Here is a 17,578-nt window from a genome sequence, read left to right as displayed (position 1 = left end):
AGGGGACGCGGGCGCCGGGCTTTTCAGGCGCCGGTCTCGCGCAGGAAGGCGGCGAGGTCCCGGTGCGGCCGCCAGCCCTGGGTGCGGGCGCGGGAGAGGTCGAGCACCACGCTGCGGGAGAGCTGGTCCACCGCGTACGGGGTCAGGCCGGGGAGCCGTCCGGTGCGGGCGGCCAGCCGGGCCAGCGGCGCCGGGACGTGGTGGATCCGGGCGCGCACGCCGTGTGCGGCCAGCACCGCCCGGACCACCTCGTCGCGCCGGTACGGGCGGGCGTCGGCGATGTTGTAGGCGACCGGCGTCCACGGGCGTCCGCCGGTGCGGCCCGCGCCGACCGCGGACAGGCAGGCGTCGGCGAGGTTCTGCACGGCGGTGAGGCTGAGCCGGACGTCGCCGCCGGGCAGCAGCAGCCGGCCGTGCCGGACCCGCTCCAGCAGCCGGGGCACCAGATGCGGATCGCCCGGGCCGTAGACGGCGCGCGGGCGCAGCACCACGGCGCCCGCCGCCAGCGCGAGCCGTTCCCCGGCGGCCTTGGTGCGCCCGTACGCGTTGAGGTGGCCGGCCTCGGTGGGGTGGTGCTCCTGGACGGATTCGCGGCCGGAGCGGGGGTCGTAGACGCTGGCGCTGGAGACCCAGGCGAGCGGCCGGTCCCCGGCGGCGCGCAGCAGGCGCTCGGTGCCGGTGACGTTGACGGCGTGCTGGGCGGCCTCGGCCGGAGTGCCCGGGGGCAGGTCGGCGACGGCGGCGGCGCAGTGCACGACCGCGTCGGCGCCGGTGAAGTCCGGCTCCCCGGCGGTGGCGTCCCAGCGGACGTGGCGGCCGGCCGGGCCGGGGCGGCGGCCGTAGCAGAGCACCTCGTGGCCGGCGGCGACGGCGGCCCGGACGACGTGCGAGCCGCAGAAGCCGCTCGCGCCGGTGACGGCGATCCGCATCGGGGGTCTCCTCGGGTGGTTCGGGGGCTTTCTGGCGGGGGCGGCTCTTCGGGCGGGGCTCAGCCGGGGGCGCGGGCGGCGCGCAGGGTGAGTTCGGCCCAGCCGGGCAGGGCGGCCCGGCGGTCGGCCCGGGCGCCGGTGACCACCGGGGCGTACGGCGCCAGCGCGAGCAGCAGGTCGGCGAGCAGGACGCGGGCCACCCCGGCGCCGGGGCAGGCGTGCGGGCCCGCGCCGAAGACCGCCTGGGCGGCGGCGGGGCCGGGGGACGGCGCCGGGCGGTGCGCGCCGGCGGCGTGCCGGGCGACCAGGATCAGCCGGTCGCCCTTGCGGACGGTCCGTCCGGCCAGTTCGGCGTCGGCGGCGGCCACCCGGGGGAGCAGCGGGGAGGGGGCGGTGAGCCGGAGCAGTTCGGCGGCCAGGGCGGGCGCGCGGGCGGTGTCGACCGTGGGCCAGAGCCCGGCGTCCGCGCACCAGGCGGCGGCCCGGGGGAGGGCGGCGACGGTGGTGTTGACGGTGGCCACCGCGACCATGGCGTCCCGGGCGTCGGGCAGCAGCGCGGCCAGATCGGCGGCGCGGGCGGCGGCGGTCCGGGCGGCGTCGCGCGGGCGCGGGCCGGGCAGGTGGTCGCGGGCGGCGGCTGCGGCGGCCTCGGCGGCGGCGCCGGCCAGGGCGTGCGGGCAGCCGGTGGCGCCGGTCAGCGCGGCGGCCGTCACGCCGGCCAACTCGCGTGACAGTGAAACGAGTTCGAGTTCGCCGGTGGCGAGCGCCGGGGTCCGGGCGGTGAGCACCGCCTGCCAGCGCGGGCGCAGCCGCCGCACCGCCGCCGCGTCCAGCCCGGCCGCCAGCTCCCGCCGGGCGGTGCGGTGGTCGGCGCCCTGCTGGTCGAACAGCACAGCGCCGTCGGTGAGTTCGGCGGCGGCTCCGCCGGTGGTGCCGGGCGCGGTGCGGTCCAGCGGGATCCGGGTGAGTGCCTCGCGGTAGGCCTCGGCGCCGTGCACCAGCACGGTGCGGCCGATCCTGGTCACCGGCCGGCGGCGGGTGGCGGCGAGCAGCGCGAACAGCAGCGGGTGGCTGCGCAGATAGACCCGGCGGTCGCGGCGGCGGGCGCCCGGGTGCGGCGCGGGCTCGCGGCCCGGTCCGGCGGCGGTCATCTCGCCAACTCCCGTGCGCAGTGGGCGGAGGCGGCCGCCCGGTCGGGCTTGCGGGAGCGGCCGGCCAGCGGCACCTCGCCGAACAGCAGGGCGTCCGGGCGGGCGGAGCCCATCCGCTCCAGCGGGCCGGCCAGCGCGGCGCGCAACCGCGCGGGGTCGGAGCCGGGCGAGGGCTGGACGAGGGCGACCAGCCGCTCGTCGCCGTCCCCGTCCGGGACGCCGACCAGCACGGCGAGTTCGACGCCGGGCAGGTGCAGTGCGGGTTCGTACAGGCCCGGGTAGATGTTCTCGGCGCGGCGCAGCACCATGTCCTTGAGCCGGCCGGCGAGCACGATCCGGCCGTCCGGGTCGAGTGCGGCGCGGTCGCCGGTGCGTACCCAGGGCCCCGGTTCCTCGCCGAGGTGGCGGTGCCGGGCGCCGGGGCCGGTGAGCAGCAGTTCGCCGTCGTCGCCGAGGTCGGTGCGCACGCCCGGCAGCGGGGCGCCGACCAGGTCGCCGGGCCCGTCGAAGGCGCTCTTCTCGGCCTCCTCGACGGCCGCCGCCGGGAACAGCTCGGTGAGGGCGTAGACGCTCCAGGCCTGCTCGGCCCCGGCCTGCTTGACCCGGCGCAGCAGCGCCGCGTCGGCGGGCGCCGAGCCGGTCCAGACCCGGCCGGTGAAGCGGGCCCCGGCGCCGAGCGCGGCGCGCAGCTGCGGCGGGGTGAGGTAGGTGTGGGCCGGGGCGAGCCGGCCGAGCTGGCGGGCCAGCGCGGCGGGTTCGCGGGCCGGCAGCGCCACGGCGGCGCCGGCGGTGAGCGCGGGGACCAGCACGAAGAAGGTGCCGCCGAGCACCACCGTGCCGGGCCGGGGCCCGACCAGCGCGGTGACGGTGTCCAGTCCGGCGGCCAGGCCGCTGCGGGAGTGCACGACGGCGCGCGGGCGGGCGGTGGTGCCGGAGGTGAAGACGATGACGGCGTCGGCGTCGCGTCCCGGGGCGTCGCGTCCGGGGATGCTCGGCACCGAGGCGCCGAAGGGGTTGGTCCGCAGCCGGGGCGCGCAGCCGGGCAGCCGGCGTCCGAGGGTGGCGACCGGGCCGAGGGTGCCGAGCGGCGGCAGTGCGAGGTCGGCGCGGCGGGCGAGCGGCCCGGCCCAGCCGGCCACCGCCTGGGCGGCGGCGTCGGCGAGCACCAGGTCGGGCCGGGCCAGGGCGAGCCGGGCGGCCAGCACGTCGGGGCCCGCGGTCGGGTCGAGGACGGCGGCGCGCAGGCCGAGCCGGTGCGCGGCGAGCAGGACGGCGAGGGCGCGCGGGCCGGGGCGGACGGCGACGCCGAGGGTGTCGCCGTCGCGCAGGCCGCGGGCGCGCAGGGCGACGGCGTAGTTGTCGGCGAGGGCGGCGAGTTCGCCGCGGCGGATCCGCACCCGGGTGCCGCCGAGCCTGGTGTGGCGCAGGACGGCGGGGCGTTCGGGGTGGACGGTGCGCAGGGCGTGGGCGAGCCGGTCGAGCACGGGGTGTCCTCGGGTTTCGGCGGATCGGGGCCAAGGCGGGCGGCGGGGGTCAGCGGACGTCGACGGCGCGGGGGCCGGCGCCGCGCTCCAGGTACCAGCGGGCGGTGCCCACCACCCCGTAGGCGCGGATCCGCCGGGTGGAGTTCTGCACCACCATGTCGCGGCGGTGGACGATCGCGGTGGTGTGCCGGCGGATCCGGTTGATGAACATCCGGTCGGTCGGGGATGGGCGGCGCGGCATGCCGCCGACCGCCCGGTACAGCTCGGCGGTGATCGCCATGTTGTTGCCCGCGTGCATCCGGTACGGGGTGAGGTAGCCGTGCCGGCGCCGGTGCGCGGGCCGGATCCGGCCGAAGAACGCGCCGAGCGCGACCAGCGTCAGGAAGACGGCGCGCCCGGCGGGCCCGTGCTCGTCGCGGCGGGCGGTGACCCGGCCGCAGACCAGCCCGCCGCTGTCGAGCAGCGCGGCCCGGGCGGCGGCGGTCCAGCCGGGTTCGGGCAGGCAGTCGGCGTCGGTGCGGGCGAGCAGGGCGGCGCCGTGCGCGATGGCGTGCCGGAAGGCGGTGTCGACGGCGGATCCGACGCCCTTCTCCGGTTCGACCAGCACCTCGACCGGGAACGGCGCCCGGGCGGCGAAGGCGCGGACGGCGTCCACGGTGCCGTCGGTGGAGCCGTTGTCGGCGACCAGCAGGGTGAAGTCCCGGTCCCGCTGGACGGCGAGGGCGTTCAGGGTGCCGGTGATCCTGGCCTCCTCCTGGTAGGCGGGGACGATCACCCAGAGCTCGGTCACGACGCCTCCCAGACCATCGTCATCAGGCTGACACCGCCGCCGAGGCCGACCATCAGCACCTTGTCGCCGGGCTCCAACGTCCCGTGTATTCGATCGAGTTGGAGTCCTATCGTGGCACTGGCGACATTGCCGACCTCCGGCACGGTGACCACCAGTTTCTCCTCCGGGACCCCGGTGACCTCGACGAACCGCTCCAGGTAGGGGACGGTCACCTGGTGCACCAGCACCCGGGCGTAGTCGTCCCAGCCGAAGCCGGTGCGGGCCGCCACCCGGGTCAGGATGTGTCGGCCGGTCTTCTCGAACACCTCGCGCAACTCCGTGCCGCCGCCCCGGAAGTAGCTGTACTCGTCGCCGCGCGGGTGGCGCGAGCCGCCGCCCGGGATGCCGCCGGTCCGCCAGTGCTCGGAGGCGGTCTCGGTCTCCACGTCGAGGATGCCGCCGCGCCGTACGGCCTCGACGACCACGGCGGCGCCCGCGTCGCCGAAGGTGTAGCCGGCGAAGCCCTCGCGGAACTGCTCCGCGCCGCTCGGGTCGCGGCGCATCGCCCGGCTGGGCGTCTCGCCGGTGACCACCAGGGCGCGCCGGGCCCGGCCGGCCAGGATCATCGCGCGGGCCAGGTCGATCCCGTTGAGGAAGCTGTTGCAGGCGTTGCTGACGTCGAACGCGTGGGCGCGGGAGCCGAGTTCGGCCTGCACCAGATGGGCGGTCGCGGGCTCGGCGACGTCCCGGGTGGCGGAGGCGAAGAGCAGCAGGTCGATGTCGAGCGGGTGCAGGCCGCGGGCGTCCAGGGCGCGCCTGGCGGCGGCCACGGCCAGCGTGGAGGCGTACTCGTCGTCGGCGGCGAAGTGCCGGGTGACGATGCCGGTGGCCTTCTCGAAGGTCCGCTCCGGCAGGCGCAGTCGGCCGCCGGCGGTGATCTCGTCCTGGAGCTGCCGGGAGGTCAGCCGGCGGGCGGGGAGCTGGGAGCCGACGGCGGTGATGCCGATCCGTGCGGTGGCTGCTGGATGCATGTGCCCATCGTCCGGTGCGCCCGGCCGCGGCCGCCTGAGTACGGGTACTCAGGCGGCCGGGACCGGGCTACCCAGAGCGGGTCAGCCCTGCTCGGGGGCCGGGCCGGTGAGGGTCGCGGGCACGGCGTCGACCGGCACGGCGTCCGCCGGTACCGCGTCCAGCGGGACCGCCTCCACCGCCGTGGGCGCGGGTGCGGCGGCCGCCGGGGCGGCGCCGTCCGGGCCGGCCGTGGAGAGCAGCCGGCGGGCCAGGCCCAGCCCGGTGCCGCCCATCGCGAGCGCCTTGGCGAACAACTCGCCCATCCCGTCGGCCCCGTTGAGCAGCACCATGTGCTCGACGTTGCCGAAGGACTCGGCGGCGGCCCGGACGATCTGCGGCCACTGCTCGGCCAACTCCTGGGCGACCACCGCGTCCTGGTTCTCGGACAGGGCGGTGGCCCGCGCCTTGATTCCCTCGGCCCTGGCCAGCCCGATCGCCCGGGCCGCCGCGGCGTCGGCCAGGCCGCGCGCCTCGGCCGCGGATGCCTCGGCCTGGCCGGCCGCGGTGGTCGCCTCGGCCTGCGCCAGACCGCGCAGCCGGGTGGCCTCGGCGTCCGCCTCGGCCGCGACCCGGACCCGGCTGGCCTCGGCCGCCGCCGCCAGCTCGGTCTCCCGGGCCTGCGCCTGGGCGGCCGAGATCCGGGCGTCGCGGGCCGCCTCGGCGCTGGTGCGGGTGTCGTACGCGCGGGCGTCGGCGGGCTTGCGCACGTCGATCTGGAGCTGCTGCTCCTTGCGCCGGGCCTCCAGTTCGGCGACCCGGGTCTCCTGGACCACCACCTCCTGCCGGGCGGCGGCGTCCGCGAGCGGCCCGGCCTGCCGGGTGCGGGCGGTGGCGGTGTCCATCTCGGCCTGGTACGAGGACTGCTGGATCTCGCTGTTGCGGGTCGCCTCGGCCTTGCGGGCGGCGGCCTCCTGCTCGGCCTCGGTGGCCAGTCGGTCCGCCTCGGCCTGGGCGATCCGGGCGTCCCGCTGGACGGCGGCGGCGTGCGGGATGGCGAGGTTCTTGATGTAGCCGGTCGGGTCGATGATCTCCTGGATCTGCAGGGTGTCGATGATCAGCCCGAGCTTCTCCATCTCCAGCCCGGAGGCGGCCCGGGTCTCGCCGGTGAGCCGTTCGCGGTCGCGGATCATGTCCTCGACGGTGAGCCCGCCGACGATCGAGCGCAGGTGGCCGGCGAAGACGTTGTGGACGCGCTGGCTGATCAGCTTCTGCTGGTCCAGGAAGCGGCGGGCGGCGTTGGCGATCGACACCTCGTCGTCGCCGACCTTGAAGATCACCACGCCCTTCACCCGGACCGGGATGCCCTGGGTGGTGACGCACTCGACGTTCAGCTCGGCCTCGTTGAGGTCCAGCGAGAGCCGCCGGACCCCTTGCAGGCCGGGGGTGACGAGGGTGCCGCGACCGGTGACGATCCGGAAGCCCAGACCGTCGCCGACCCCCTCGGTGCGGTGCCGGGAACCGGAGATGATCAGTGCCTCGTTCGGCTCCGCCACCCGCCACATGAGTTTGAAGAGCGTGATCCCGACGACCAGTGCCGCGGCGACCGCCCCGGCGACGATGTAGCCCATGGTCCAACTCCCCCTTCCGGCGCTGGAGAAGCGCCGATTCGGATTGTCCGCCCGGGCCGATCCGGGGGAAAGGGAAGTGACATGACGGACCGTCACAAGGTCGTCACCGGACGGTCATCGGCGCGTCACGGGCCGATCGGCGCCACGTACACCGTCCTCGGCGGCTGGTACTCGATCACCACCACCGGCGTCCCGACCGTCAGCCGCTCGCCCGGCACGGCCAGGTAGGCGAGGAACGCCTCGGTGCCCTGACGCTCCGGCACGTGCACCATCACCTCGCCGACCAGCCCCGCGCCAACCGCCCCGGTGACCCGCCCCGTGCTCCCGACCACGCCGGCCTCCTCGACTCGTCGACTACGGGGCCAGTCTGCCCGCAGAGGAGGCCTCCCGTCCCCCGTTCACCGTCCGGACCTCGGCGTTCCCCCTCCAGGACCCCCTCTGGACCTCCGGCGATCGGCTCGCTACGGTGTTGGACGTCATGCGCGGGCAACACCGCCTGCGGACGCGGGAGCTCGGAGCACCGGGCTGAGAGGGCGCTGAACGGGACGTCGACGGACGGACCGGAGGCTGCGTCGACCGCAGGAACCTGACCGGGTAATGCCGGCGTAGGGAGTTTGAGGTCCGATGACCACCTTTGAGGCACAGCCGCAGTCTGCCCGTCCGCAGTCCGGCGACGGGACCGCCGTCACCAGCGCGGGCACCGGCTACCCCACCCCGGCCTGGCGCAAGGCCCATCGCCAGGGGTCCCGCCCCGACCTGCGCGTGCCGTACCGCGAGGTCGTGCTCACCAACGGCAGGACCGTCCCGCTGTACGACACCTCAGGGCCGTACACCGACCCGGACTACGAGCCGGACGTGCGGCGCGGCCTGCCCGCGCTGCGCGACGCCTGGATCCGCCAGCGCGGCGACGTCGAGGAGTACGACGGCCGCGAGGCGCGCCCCGAGGACGACGGCATCAGGCACACCTCGCCGCGCGGCGGCGACCTGCGCAACCTCGACGCCGTCTTCCCCGGCCGCCCGCGCCGCCCGCTGCGCGGCCGTGACGGCGCCGCCGTCACCCAGCTCGGGTACGCCAAGCGCGGCATCGTGACCCCCGAGATGGAGTTCGTCGCCCTGCGCGAGGGCCTGGAGCCGGAGTTCGTCCGCGAGGAGGTCGCCCGCGGCCGGGCCGTCATCCCGGTCAACGTGAACCACCCCGAGGTCGAGCCGGCGATCATCGGCACCAACTTCCTGGTGAAGATCAACGCCAACATCGGCAACTCCGCCGTCACCTCCTCGATCGAGGAGGAGGTGGAGAAGATGACCTGGGCCACCCGCTGGGGCGCCGACACCGTCATGGACCTCTCCACCGGCCGCAACATCCACACCACCCGCGAGTGGATCCTGCGCAACTCCCCCGTGCCGATCGGCACCGTGCCGCTCTACCAGGCGCTGGAGAAGGTCGACGGCAAGGCCGAGGAGCTGAGCTGGGACGTCTACCGCGACACGATCATCGAGCAGTGCGAGCAGGGCGTCGACTACATGACGGTGCACGCCGGCGTGCTGCTGCGCTACGTGCCGCTGACCGCCCGCCGCAAGACCGGCATCGTCTCGCGCGGCGGCTCGATCATGGCCGCCTGGTGCCTGGCGCACCACCGGGAGAACTTCCTCTACACGAACTTCGAGGAACTCTGCGACATCCTCGCGAGCTACGACGTCACCTTCTCCCTCGGTGACGGCCTGCGCCCCGGCTCGATCGCCGACGCCAACGACGAGGCGCAGTTCGCCGAGCTGCAGACGCTGGGCGAGCTGGGCCGGATCGCCCGCGCCAAGGACGTCCAGGTGATGATCGAGGGCCCGGGCCACGTCCCGATGCACAAGATCAAGGAGAACATGGATCTCCAGAAGGAGATCTGCGACGAGGCCCCCTTCTACACCCTGGGCCCGCTCACCACCGACGTCGCGCCCGGCTACGACCACATCACCTCGGGCATCGGCGCCGCGATGATCGCCTGGTGGGGCACCGCGATGCTCTGCTACGTCACGCCCAAGGAGCACCTGGGCCTGCCCAACCGCGACGACGTGAAGACCGGCGTCATCACCTACAAGATCGCCGCCCACGCCGCCGACCTCGCCAAGGGCCACCCCGGCGCCCAGGCCTGGGACGACGCCCTCTCCGACGCCCGCTTCGAGTTCCGCTGGGAGGACCAGTTCAACCTGGCCCTCGACCCGGAGACGGCCCGCGACTTCCACGACGAGACCCTCCCCGCCGAACCCGCCAAGACCGCCCACTTCTGTTCGATGTGCGGCCCGAAGTTCTGCTCGATGAAGATCTCCCAGAAGATCCGCGACGAGCACGGCGACGGCGCCACCGCCGTCGCGTCCGGCTACGACGCCGATGCCCTGGCCGGCATGCAGGCCATGTCCGAGGAGTTCAAGGCCCAGGGCAACAAGGTCTACCTCCCCCTGGCCGACTGACGTCCGCGTCCGAAGCGCCGCCCCGAGTACCTTCCGGGACGGCGCTTCGTCGTTCTCGGCTCCGCCGTTCGTCCGCAGGCGGCGCGTGAGACGTCGCCCGGTCGGCGCGAGCCGCGCCGTGGCCCCGTTGGTCGACGGTGACCATGCGGTGACGGTGGCTCGGCAGTGCCACGAGGGCCACGTGCGTTCGGTCGTGTCGTCCGGGCGGCTCCCGGCCGGCGGCGAGTGTGGGGGAACACCGGGCGGACGAGTTCGTGGACATGGCCGATTCCCCCCGGAGCCGAGGCGGACGCAGCACCGGAAAAGAGCTTCCGGGATTGATCGTTCGCGCACCAGTGCCGCAGCCGTCGCCATCGGGTGGCGGTGGACCGGACGGCCCGGGCGGTTCCGGGAGGGGCGCGGCCGGTCAGGCGGCGTCCTCGGGGTACCAGCGGAGTTCGACGGTGTTGCCGTCCGGGTCCTGGACGTAGACGGAGGTGGCGTCGCCGCGGGCACCGTAGCGGGTGACGGGGCCCTCCAGGACGGTGAAGGCGCCGGAGTCGATGACCTCCTGCCAGTCGAGCGGGTCGACGGTGAGGCAGATGTGGTCGACGTTGGACTCGCCGCGCGGGCGCGACGTCAGGTCGATGATGGTCTCGGGGGTGATCCGGACGGACGGGAAGGGGGCCTTGCCGGCCCGCCATTCGTCGACGCGGACCGGCTCCAGCCCGAGCAGGCCGCTGTAGAACTCCAGCGAGCGCTCGACGTCGCCGACGTTGAGGACGAGGTGGTCGAAGGCCTTCACGCGGAGGGTGGTCATGGGTGTCTCCAGTCGGGGTGGCGGTCGGGCGGTGCGTCTTCCACGATCCGCCGGACGGCCACCGCGATCAAGGCCGTTTTTGTCGACTTGTAGGGAATGCCCGCTCCAAAAATTAGTTGGTTGACATTCCAACCTGGGGATCGGATAGTCTGCGGCCCGCGCGATGGGGGGAGCCCTAGTGCGCTCGCCGGGAATTGCGTCTATTTCGGACCATTGAGGTACATGTGAGAATTCGCCATGCGCTCATTGCCGCGGCGCTGGTCGCGTCGCCGATCGCACTGACCGCCCCCGCCGCCCAGGCGGCCGGCGGCGACCAGAGCCACAGCATCAGGCTGGACGGGCTCGCCTCCGTCGAACCCGGCGGCGGCTGGTCCGAGGGGTCGGTGACGGTCAGGAACGACACCGACAAGCCCTCCGTCGACCAGCACCTGCTGATCGTGGTCGGCTCCCAGTGGCTCGGCCCGGACCAGATCCTGGTGGAGTACGCCGACGGCGCCTCCGGCACGTGGCAGCCGGTGCCGATGAAGGCCCAGGACCTGGGAGGGGGGACCGGCGGCTACGAGGGCACCGCGGCCGATGTCACCGGTGCCGCACTGGAGCTGCAGCCGCACGCGGAGCGCACCTTCAAGCTGCGCTTCAAGGTGGTGCAGTCGAAGCACGAGGGCCCGGCGGTGGACATCGGGTTCGAGGCCTACCTCGGGCCCGCGCTGAGGCCGGACGGCCAGGTCAGGGAGCGGACGGCCGGTACCGGCCGGGTGGTCAAGGTGAACGGCCTCACCACGACCATCGAGGGGCTGCCCAAGTCGATTCCGGCGGACGGCAGGCCGCACCCGTTCAAGGTCTCGATCAAGACCGCCAACGGCTTCGACTGGCATCTCACCAAGGCCTCGTTCTTCCTCTGGGCGGGCCAGGGCGTCGGCTCGATGGACGGCCCGCCGGCCTGTGACGCCGAGGTGGACGTCCAGGACCCGAAGGACGGCAGCTGGCACCGGGTGGACCTGGGCGCGGTCGGCATGGTCGGGGGCTCCGTCGACGTGGCGAAGTGGGCGACCGGCCCGGTCGACAACAAGGTGCTCAACGCCCGGATCACCCTCGGGAAGAACTTCAGGCTCGACCCCTCGGACCCGTCGCTCAACTTCGGCTACTACCCGGGGGCCGGTCCGGTGCTCTTCTGGACCACCGAGCGGATCGCCACGACCCCGGTCGACGGCGCGCCCGACTGCGTGAACCCGGACGCGCCGGTGCCGACCACCACACCGACGCCGACCGCGACCGCGACCGCCAAGCCGACGCCGACCGCGAAGCCGACCGCGACCGCCAAGCCGACCGCCGCACCGAGCACCGCCGCGCCGAGCACCGTCGCCGTCGTGCCGGTGCCGACCGTCACGCCGACCGCGACCCCGTCGGTGGTCAAGGCCGTCGCCAAGCCCTCCCCGGCCAGGGAGGCCGCCGGCGAACTGGCCGACACCGGCTCCAACCCCGCCGTCCCGGCGGGCATCGCCGCCGCGCTGATCGCGGTCGGCGGCGCCGCCGTCGCGCTGGCCCGCCGCGCCCGTCGCGGCTGACCCGCCGCGGAAGCCGCACCGCCCCGGAAGGCCAAGGCCTTCCGGGGCGGTCGTCGTTCCGGCGCGCGGAGCCGGGGAGCCGGAGGATCAGGGGGCGGCCGGGACCGGGGGCCGCGGCTCGACGGCGGGGTCCTCCGGGGGACCGGCCTCGGGGTCCTGGTGGCGGCGGAACTCACCGAAGGTGACCACGACCACGCCGACGGCCGCGCCGCCCATCACCACCGCGAGCAGCACCCAGGTCCGGACGGAGTAGTTGTACTCGGCCGCGAACTCGACCGACGGGGGCCGCAGGAAGGCCATGTAGGTCGCCAGCGAGGACAGCTGGGTGAGGAACGGCGCGAACCAGAGCCGGTGCGGCAGCAGGAACGCGGCGATCAGGGTGAGCACGTCGGCGACGTAGAAGTAGCGGTCGTGCATGGACGGCAGCAGGAACGGCACCACGATCGCCGAGCAGGTCGCCAGCAGCACCACCAGGTCGTCGCTCAGCGCGACGTGTCCCTCGCCGCGCCGCCAGGCGGCCTGGCCGGCCCGGGAGAGGACGGCCAGGGTGACCAGCGTGAGCACCACCGCGCCGGCGATCATGACGCCCGCGGTGCGGATGTTCGCGGCCTGCTCGGCGGACGCCGGCTGGTCGATGAACTGGTACACCGAGGGCGCGTTCAGGGTGAGCTGCTGGTAGGTCCCGGTCTGCCGGGCGTAGACGGTGAGCAGCTTGACCGGGTCGGCGCCGAGCAGGACGGCCGGGACGTCCAGCGCGAGGTACACGCCGGGTATGGCGAGCAGGGTGTGCCAGGGGATCCGCCGGACGGCGAGCAGGACCAGCAGGAACGGGAGGACGAAGACGGTCTGCAGCTTGAAGGCCAGGGCGAAGCCGAGCATGGCGCAGGCCCACCAGGGGCGGTGGCGGAGCACGAAGTAGACGCTGCCGACGATGAACGAGGTGTAGATCGAGTCCGCCTGGGCCCACCAGCCGCTGTTGATGGCGACCGTGGGCAGCAGCAGTACCGCCCCGCCGGCGGCGATCGGCTGCCAGTCGTCGGGCCGCGGGTGGCGGAGGGCGACGATCCGGAAGGCGAAGAAGGCCAGGAGCAGGTCGAACACGATCGAGACGAGCTTGATTCCGGTGAGTGCCGAAAACGGGAGATAGGTGAGTGCCGCCAGGAGGTAGAGGTACGGGACGTTGTAATCCGAGAACCCCGATTCCTTGAGCGCCAGGAATCCGCCGTTCTCGTCCAGCGTCCGGTACCAGTGCGCCAGGAAGAACGTGAAATCCATGGACTCCCGGTCTGCCATCAGCCCGCGCACCGCAAGGCTCATGGCCACCAGTCCGGCAATCACGGCAATACGGACAATGGGGGGCTGAAGCCCCGTTGTCACGCTGTTTTCGGACGTGCCGGACTTCCCCCCGGTTTGGTCCATGTCAGTTCTATCCCTCTCGAACAAACGGAGGGCGATCCAGATGCACCCCCCCGGCCAGGGGGCACATTAAACCGGAGGGAATTGGCGGACGGCCGCGCGGGGGTCGGCTGGTTCGTGCTCGGAGGTCGTCGGTGCAGGTCAGTACGGGCGCGGCGGAGAGGGGGTGCGAGGGCGCCGGTCAGGGCGTGCGGACGCGGCCGGCCGCACGCCGGAACGGTGTCCGTCCGGCGGCGGTGCGGCGGTGCGGCGGTGCGGCGGGTGCGCCGGGTCCGGGCCCGGCGTCAGACCGGCAGGCGGGCGACCAGCAGGCGGCCCTCCATGGTCACGCCGCCGTCCATGGCGACGGCCAGGTCGTCCGCGTAGACGTACGGGCCCGGGACGTGCGGCGGCATGCCGTCGTCGGCGTGCACCGCGCCGGTGAGGTACGGGATCGGGCTGTGCCCGTGCACCACCCGCGCGCCGCCGTAGGCGTCCAGCAGCTCGCGGACGGCCATCGGGCCGGCGTCGCCGCGGAAGGCGAACCGCTTGGTGAACCGGCGGAAGCAGTCCCACCACTCGTCGACGCCCTCGTCCGCGAGCAGGTCGTGGACGGCGTCGTTGACCTCGGCGATGGACTCGCCGTACTCCAGGTACGCGGTGGTGTCCGAGTGCAGCAGCAGGTGGCCGTCCTCCAGGGCGATCGCCGGGAGCCGGGAGAGCCAGCTGATGTGGTGCGCCTCCAGGCGCTCCAGGTCGCTCTGCTGGCCGCCGTTGAGCCGCCAGGCGGCGAGGAAGGAGGCGGTGCCCGCGGTGGACTGGACCGGCTCGTCGCCGTACCTGGCGGCGCCCAGGAAGAGCAGTTCGTGATTGCCCATCAGGGCACGGCAGTAGCCGCCGGCCGCGGCCGCCTCGGCGGCGAGCTGCATGACCAGGTCGATGACGCCGATGCCGTCCGGGCCGCGGTCGGTGAAGTCGCCGAGGAACCAGATCCGGGCGCGTCCGGCCGACCAGTGGCCGTCGGCGTCGATGATGCCCTGGTGGCGCAGCTCGGCGCGGAGCTCATCGAGGTAGCCGTGCACGTCGCCGACCACGTAGAGCGGGCCGGGCGGCTCGCCGGGGCCGGGGGCCGGGTACGGGTGGTAGGGCAGGCCGGGTTCGGCGAGCGGGGGGCCGAGCTCGATGGTCGGCGGGTCGTCGCTCTGCGGGCCGGTGCCGGGGCCCTGGTGGCCGCCGTGCGCGGGGGACGGGTGGTCGGTCAGCGTCGGCTCGTAACCGGTGTGGCCGTCGTGGCCGTTGTGACCCTCGTGGCCGTTGTGGCCATCGTGACGGCCGTCGTGACCGTCGTGGCCGGTCGGGGCGTGCACGGTGTGGCCGTGCTCGGGACCGGCGGCCGGCCAGTGCTGTTCGAGGTAGCGGGCGCCGCCGTAGCCGCTGTAGGTCTCGGCCTCGTAGCCGCCCCCGGAGTACCCGCCGGCGGGTTCGGGTTCGTAATAGGTGCCGTACGGCAGCACGTCGAGGTCCGGCTGGTGGCGTGGGCCTGAGTCCGGGTGTTCAGGCCCGGGGAAGCGGTCCTCGGGTGTCATTCGCCCATCATAGGAAGACCACTCTCCCGGCGTCGTCACCTGGTGGGTATCCAATCCTCCGGAGCGTCAGCCGGTCGGTCCGTCAGGTCCGTTTTGTCCCGACTCGGCAGGGGTGGGCCGCACACCCGGAGGGTGCGGCCCGGGGTCACATCTCGCCCGGCGGGCGGGGCGGGCTGACCGTGGTGCGCGGGCTCCGCCGTTGGGAGGAGGCGCGGACGATGAGTTCGGTGGGCATCAGGGTGCCGGGCGGCGGGCCGGTGCCGGCGGTGCGGAAGCGGGGCGGGAAGAGCCGGGCGATGTCGACGCCGGTGCCGGAGTCCACCCCCTCGATGGCGTCGATCAGCAGGTTCACCACGGTGGTGCCGATCCGCCGCGGCTTGAGCGACAGGGTGGTGATGGGCGGCTCGGTGGCCGCGTACACGTCGCTCTCGCTGCAGCAGACCAGCAGCAGGTCATCGGGCACCCGCAGGCCGTAGCGGCGGGCGGCGGCGAGCAGGTCGGTGCCGTTGGGGTCGAACAGGCCGTAGACGGCGTCCGGCCGGTCGGGGCGGGCGAGCAGCCGGTCGGCGGCGACGGCGCCGGCGGCCGGGTCGTGCGCGGGGTAGGTCTCGTAGACCGGCTCCTGGCCGACCTTGGCGCACCAGCCGAGGTAGGCCTCGGTGGAGAGCCGGGTGTAGGTGTCGGTGCTGGTGCCGGTGAGCAGTCCGATCCGGCGGGCGCCGGCCTCGGAGAGGTGGTCGAGGATGCCGAGCACGGCGGCCTCGTGGTCGTTGTCGACCCAGGCGGTGACCGGGCAGTTGCCCGGCTTGCCGTCGCTGACCACCGGGACGCCGGACCGGTACAGCTCGCTCACCAGCGGGTCCTGGTCGGGCGGGTCGATCACCACGGTGCCGTCCAGGGCGATGTTGCCCCAGACGTCGTGCCGGGAGGAGGCGGGCAGCACCACCAGCGCGTAGCCGCGGCCCAGGGCGGCGCTGGTGGCGGCCCGGGCCATCTCGGCGAAGTAGGCGAACTCGGTGAAGGTGAACGGCTCTTCGCCGTAGGTGGTGACGGTCAGCCCGATCAGGCCGGACCGTCCGGTGCGCAGGGTCCGTGCGGCCGCCGAGGGGCGGTAGCCGAGGCGCTCGGCGACTTCGCGCACCCGGCTTCTGGTCTCGTCGGGCAGGCGGCCCTTCCCGTTCAGCGCGTCGGAGACGGTGGTGATCGACACTCCGGCGGCTGCTGCCACATCCCGGATGCCGGCCCGCTCCAGACGCCGTGAGGTGGTGGGACGCCGACCGCTCTGGTTGGCTGCTGCTGTCATGGCGGACCGATCGTATGGCTCCTGACAAGGGTCTGTGACCGGCGCATTGGGAGCCTGTGGAGATACGTTTCTCCATGAGTGAGCCCGCGTGCGCCCCTTTGATCCCCGGACGAAACCAGCCGGTTTACCTCTGACATGTGCCAAAGGAACCCGGCAGAATGGCTGATCTGCACCTGTAACCCGACCGGGCATCTCACTCCTACGGGTGAGTGCGATCGGTTATGTTCAGGGCACCCGACCGGGGTGGACCGGGTGCGTTCCGATTCCCGGGCACGGCGGCGATCCCGACCGTGGCGGGTGAACGCAGCGGAAGAACAGAAGGAGACCGACCGTGACCGCAGCACAGGGGCCCCGCCTCAGGCCGACCCTGGACGGCATTCCCACCTACAAGCCGGGCAAGCCCGCCGGCGCCGACGCGTACAAGCTGTCGTCCAACGAGAACCCGTACGAGCCGCTCCCGGGCGTGCTGGAGGCGGCGGTCACCGCGGCCGGCCGGCTCAACCGCTACCCGGACATGGCCGGCACCGAGCTGACCGCCGTCCTGGCCGAGCGCTTCGACGTGCCCGCCGAGCACATCGCCACCGGCACCGGCTCGGTCGGCGTCGCCCAGTCGCTGATCCTGGCGACGGCCGGCCCCGGCGACGAGGTGATGTTCGCCTGGCGCTCCTTCGAGGCCTACCCGATCATCACCCAGGTCGCCGGCGCGACCCCGGTCCCGGTGCCGCTCACCGCCGGCGGCGACCACGACCTGGACGCGATGCTGGCCGCGGTCACCGAGCGGACCCGGCTGATCTTCGTCTGCAACCCCAACAACCCCACCGGAAACGTGATCCACCGCGCCGAGCTGGAGCGCTTCCTGGACGCCGTCCCGGCCGATGTGCTGATCGTCATCGACGAGGCGTACATCGAGTTCATCCGCGACCCCGAGGTGCCCAACGGCATCGACCTCTACCGGGACCGCCCGAACGTCTGCGTGCTGCGCACCTTCTCCAAGGCCTACGGCCTGGCCGGGATGCGGGTCGGCTTCGCGATCGCGCACGAGCCGGTGGCCAACGCCCTGCGCAAGACCGCGGTGCCGTTCGGCGTCACCCAGCTCGCCCAGGACGCCGCGGTCGCCTCGCTGCGCGCCGAGGACGCCCTGATGGTCCGGGTGGACGCGCTGGTCGAGGAGCGGGGCCGGGTGGTGGCCGCGCTGCGCGCCCAGGGCTGGGAGATCCCGGACTCGCAGGCCAACTTCGTCTGGCTGGAACTCGGTGAGCGCTCGCAGGAGTTCGCCGCCGCGTGCGCCGAGGCCGGTGTGATCGTCCGCCCGTTCCCGGAGGGCGTGCGCATCTCGATCGGCGAGGTCGAGGGCAACTCGATCTTCCTCACGGTGGCGGAGGCCTTCCGCAAGGAGCTCTGACCCTCCCCGCGCTTGACGGCGGAGCGGGACGGCCCGGTGCGGCCGCCCGCTCCGCCGCGGCGTTCGGGGGCGTCCGGGGCAGTACGCACACCATCGAGG

General features: G+C 74.1%; 14 protein-coding genes and 1 riboswitch. Of the genes, 3 read left to right on the top strand and 11 right to left on the bottom strand.

Annotated features, from left to right (window positions below):
* Positions 1 to 23 precede the first annotated feature (23 nt).
* The 7 genes from ACFZBX_RS05405 to ACFZBX_RS05375 form a co-directional block, all read right to left on the bottom strand.
* Positions 24 to 929: an NAD-dependent epimerase/dehydratase family protein gene (locus tag ACFZBX_RS05405; RefSeq protein WP_391531639.1), complete on the bottom strand. Its 906-nt coding sequence runs from the start codon at positions 927 to 929 to the stop codon at positions 24 to 26.
* A 59-nt stretch (positions 930 to 988) separates the two neighbouring features.
* Positions 989 to 2,080 carry a cytochrome P450 gene (locus ACFZBX_RS05400; RefSeq protein ID WP_391531638.1) on the bottom strand — a complete coding sequence of 364 codons (1,092 nt, stop codon included), beginning with the start codon at positions 2,078 to 2,080 and terminating at the stop codon, positions 989 to 991.
* Positions 2,077 to 3,564, bottom strand: coding sequence for a class I adenylate-forming enzyme family protein (locus ACFZBX_RS05395; RefSeq protein WP_391531637.1), 1,488 nt, complete (start codon positions 3,562 to 3,564; stop codon positions 2,077 to 2,079). Before ACFZBX_RS05395 ends, ACFZBX_RS05400 begins: the two co-directional genes overlap by 4 nt.
* A gap of 49 nt (positions 3,565 to 3,613) precedes the next feature.
* Entirely contained in the window at positions 3,614 to 4,354 is a 741-nt protein-coding gene (locus ACFZBX_RS05390; RefSeq protein WP_391531636.1) for a glycosyltransferase, read from the bottom strand.
* Complete coding sequence (locus ACFZBX_RS05385) at positions 4,351 to 5,364, bottom strand: 3-oxoacyl-ACP synthase III family protein (protein ID WP_391531635.1); 1,014 nt, start codon at positions 5,362 to 5,364, stop codon at positions 4,351 to 4,353. The genes ACFZBX_RS05390 and ACFZBX_RS05385 overlap by 4 nt, the downstream gene beginning before the upstream one ends.
* An 81-nt stretch (positions 5,365 to 5,445) precedes the next feature.
* Positions 5,446 to 6,972: an SPFH domain-containing protein gene (locus ACFZBX_RS05380; protein ID WP_391531634.1), complete on the bottom strand. Its 1,527-nt coding sequence runs from the start codon at positions 6,970 to 6,972 to the stop codon at positions 5,446 to 5,448.
* A gap of 125 nt (positions 6,973 to 7,097) precedes the next feature.
* The gene (locus ACFZBX_RS05375) at positions 7,098 to 7,304 is read right to left on the bottom strand and encodes a hypothetical protein (protein WP_350560485.1); all 207 of its coding nucleotides are present in this window, start codon (positions 7,302 to 7,304) and stop codon (positions 7,098 to 7,100) included.
* 162 nt (positions 7,305 to 7,466) lie between these two features.
* Positions 7,467 to 7,601, top strand: a riboswitch (TPP riboswitch).
* Between ACFZBX_RS05375 and thiC the strand changes: the two genes are divergently transcribed.
* Positions 7,597 to 9,429 carry a phosphomethylpyrimidine synthase ThiC gene (thiC, locus tag ACFZBX_RS05370; RefSeq protein ID WP_391531633.1) on the top strand — a complete coding sequence of 611 codons (1,833 nt, stop codon included), beginning with the start codon at positions 7,597 to 7,599 and terminating at the stop codon, positions 9,427 to 9,429. (Overlaps the previous riboswitch by 5 nt.)
* Positions 9,430 to 9,835: 406 nt before the next feature.
* Here thiC and ACFZBX_RS05365 read toward each other — a convergent pair whose 3' ends face one another.
* Positions 9,836 to 10,228: a VOC family protein gene (locus ACFZBX_RS05365; RefSeq protein WP_391531632.1), complete on the bottom strand. Its 393-nt coding sequence runs from the start codon at positions 10,226 to 10,228 to the stop codon at positions 9,836 to 9,838.
* Between the two features lie 224 nt (positions 10,229 to 10,452).
* Here ACFZBX_RS05365 and ACFZBX_RS05360 point away from each other — a divergent pair, with 224 nt between their 5' ends.
* Positions 10,453 to 11,793, top strand: coding sequence for a hypothetical protein (locus ACFZBX_RS05360; protein ID WP_391531631.1), 1,341 nt, complete (start codon positions 10,453 to 10,455; stop codon positions 11,791 to 11,793).
* Positions 11,794 to 11,880: 87 nt separating this feature from the next.
* On the opposite strand, the gene ACFZBX_RS05355 is transcribed toward ACFZBX_RS05360, so the two are convergent.
* The 3 genes from ACFZBX_RS05355 to ACFZBX_RS05345 form a co-directional block, all read right to left on the bottom strand.
* On the bottom strand, positions 11,881 to 13,068 hold the full coding sequence (locus ACFZBX_RS05355; RefSeq protein ID WP_391531630.1) for a hypothetical protein: 1,188 nt from the start codon (positions 13,066 to 13,068) through the stop codon (positions 11,881 to 11,883).
* 425 nt (positions 13,069 to 13,493) lie between these two features.
* Positions 13,494 to 14,774 carry a metallophosphoesterase gene (locus ACFZBX_RS05350; protein WP_391531629.1) on the bottom strand — a complete coding sequence of 427 codons (1,281 nt, stop codon included), beginning with the start codon at positions 14,772 to 14,774 and terminating at the stop codon, positions 13,494 to 13,496.
* A gap of 145 nt (positions 14,775 to 14,919) precedes the next feature.
* Positions 14,920 to 16,077, bottom strand: coding sequence for a LacI family DNA-binding transcriptional regulator (locus tag ACFZBX_RS05345; RefSeq protein WP_380764274.1), 1,158 nt, complete (start codon positions 16,075 to 16,077; stop codon positions 14,920 to 14,922).
* A gap of 331 nt (positions 16,078 to 16,408) precedes the next feature.
* On the opposite strand from ACFZBX_RS05345, the gene hisC reads away from it, so the two are divergent.
* On the top strand, positions 16,409 to 17,479 hold the full coding sequence (gene hisC / locus ACFZBX_RS05340) for a histidinol-phosphate transaminase (protein WP_391531628.1): 1,071 nt from the start codon (positions 16,409 to 16,411) through the stop codon (positions 17,477 to 17,479).
* The last annotated feature ends 99 nt before the right edge of the window (positions 17,480 to 17,578 follow it).

Source organism: Kitasatospora sp. NPDC008115 (genome assembly GCF_042957205.1).
Classification (GTDB): Bacteria; Actinomycetota; Actinomycetes; order Streptomycetales; family Streptomycetaceae; genus Kitasatospora.
The sequence above is the reverse complement of the archived record's forward strand: the minus strand, read 5'-3'. Positions and strand labels throughout refer to the sequence as shown.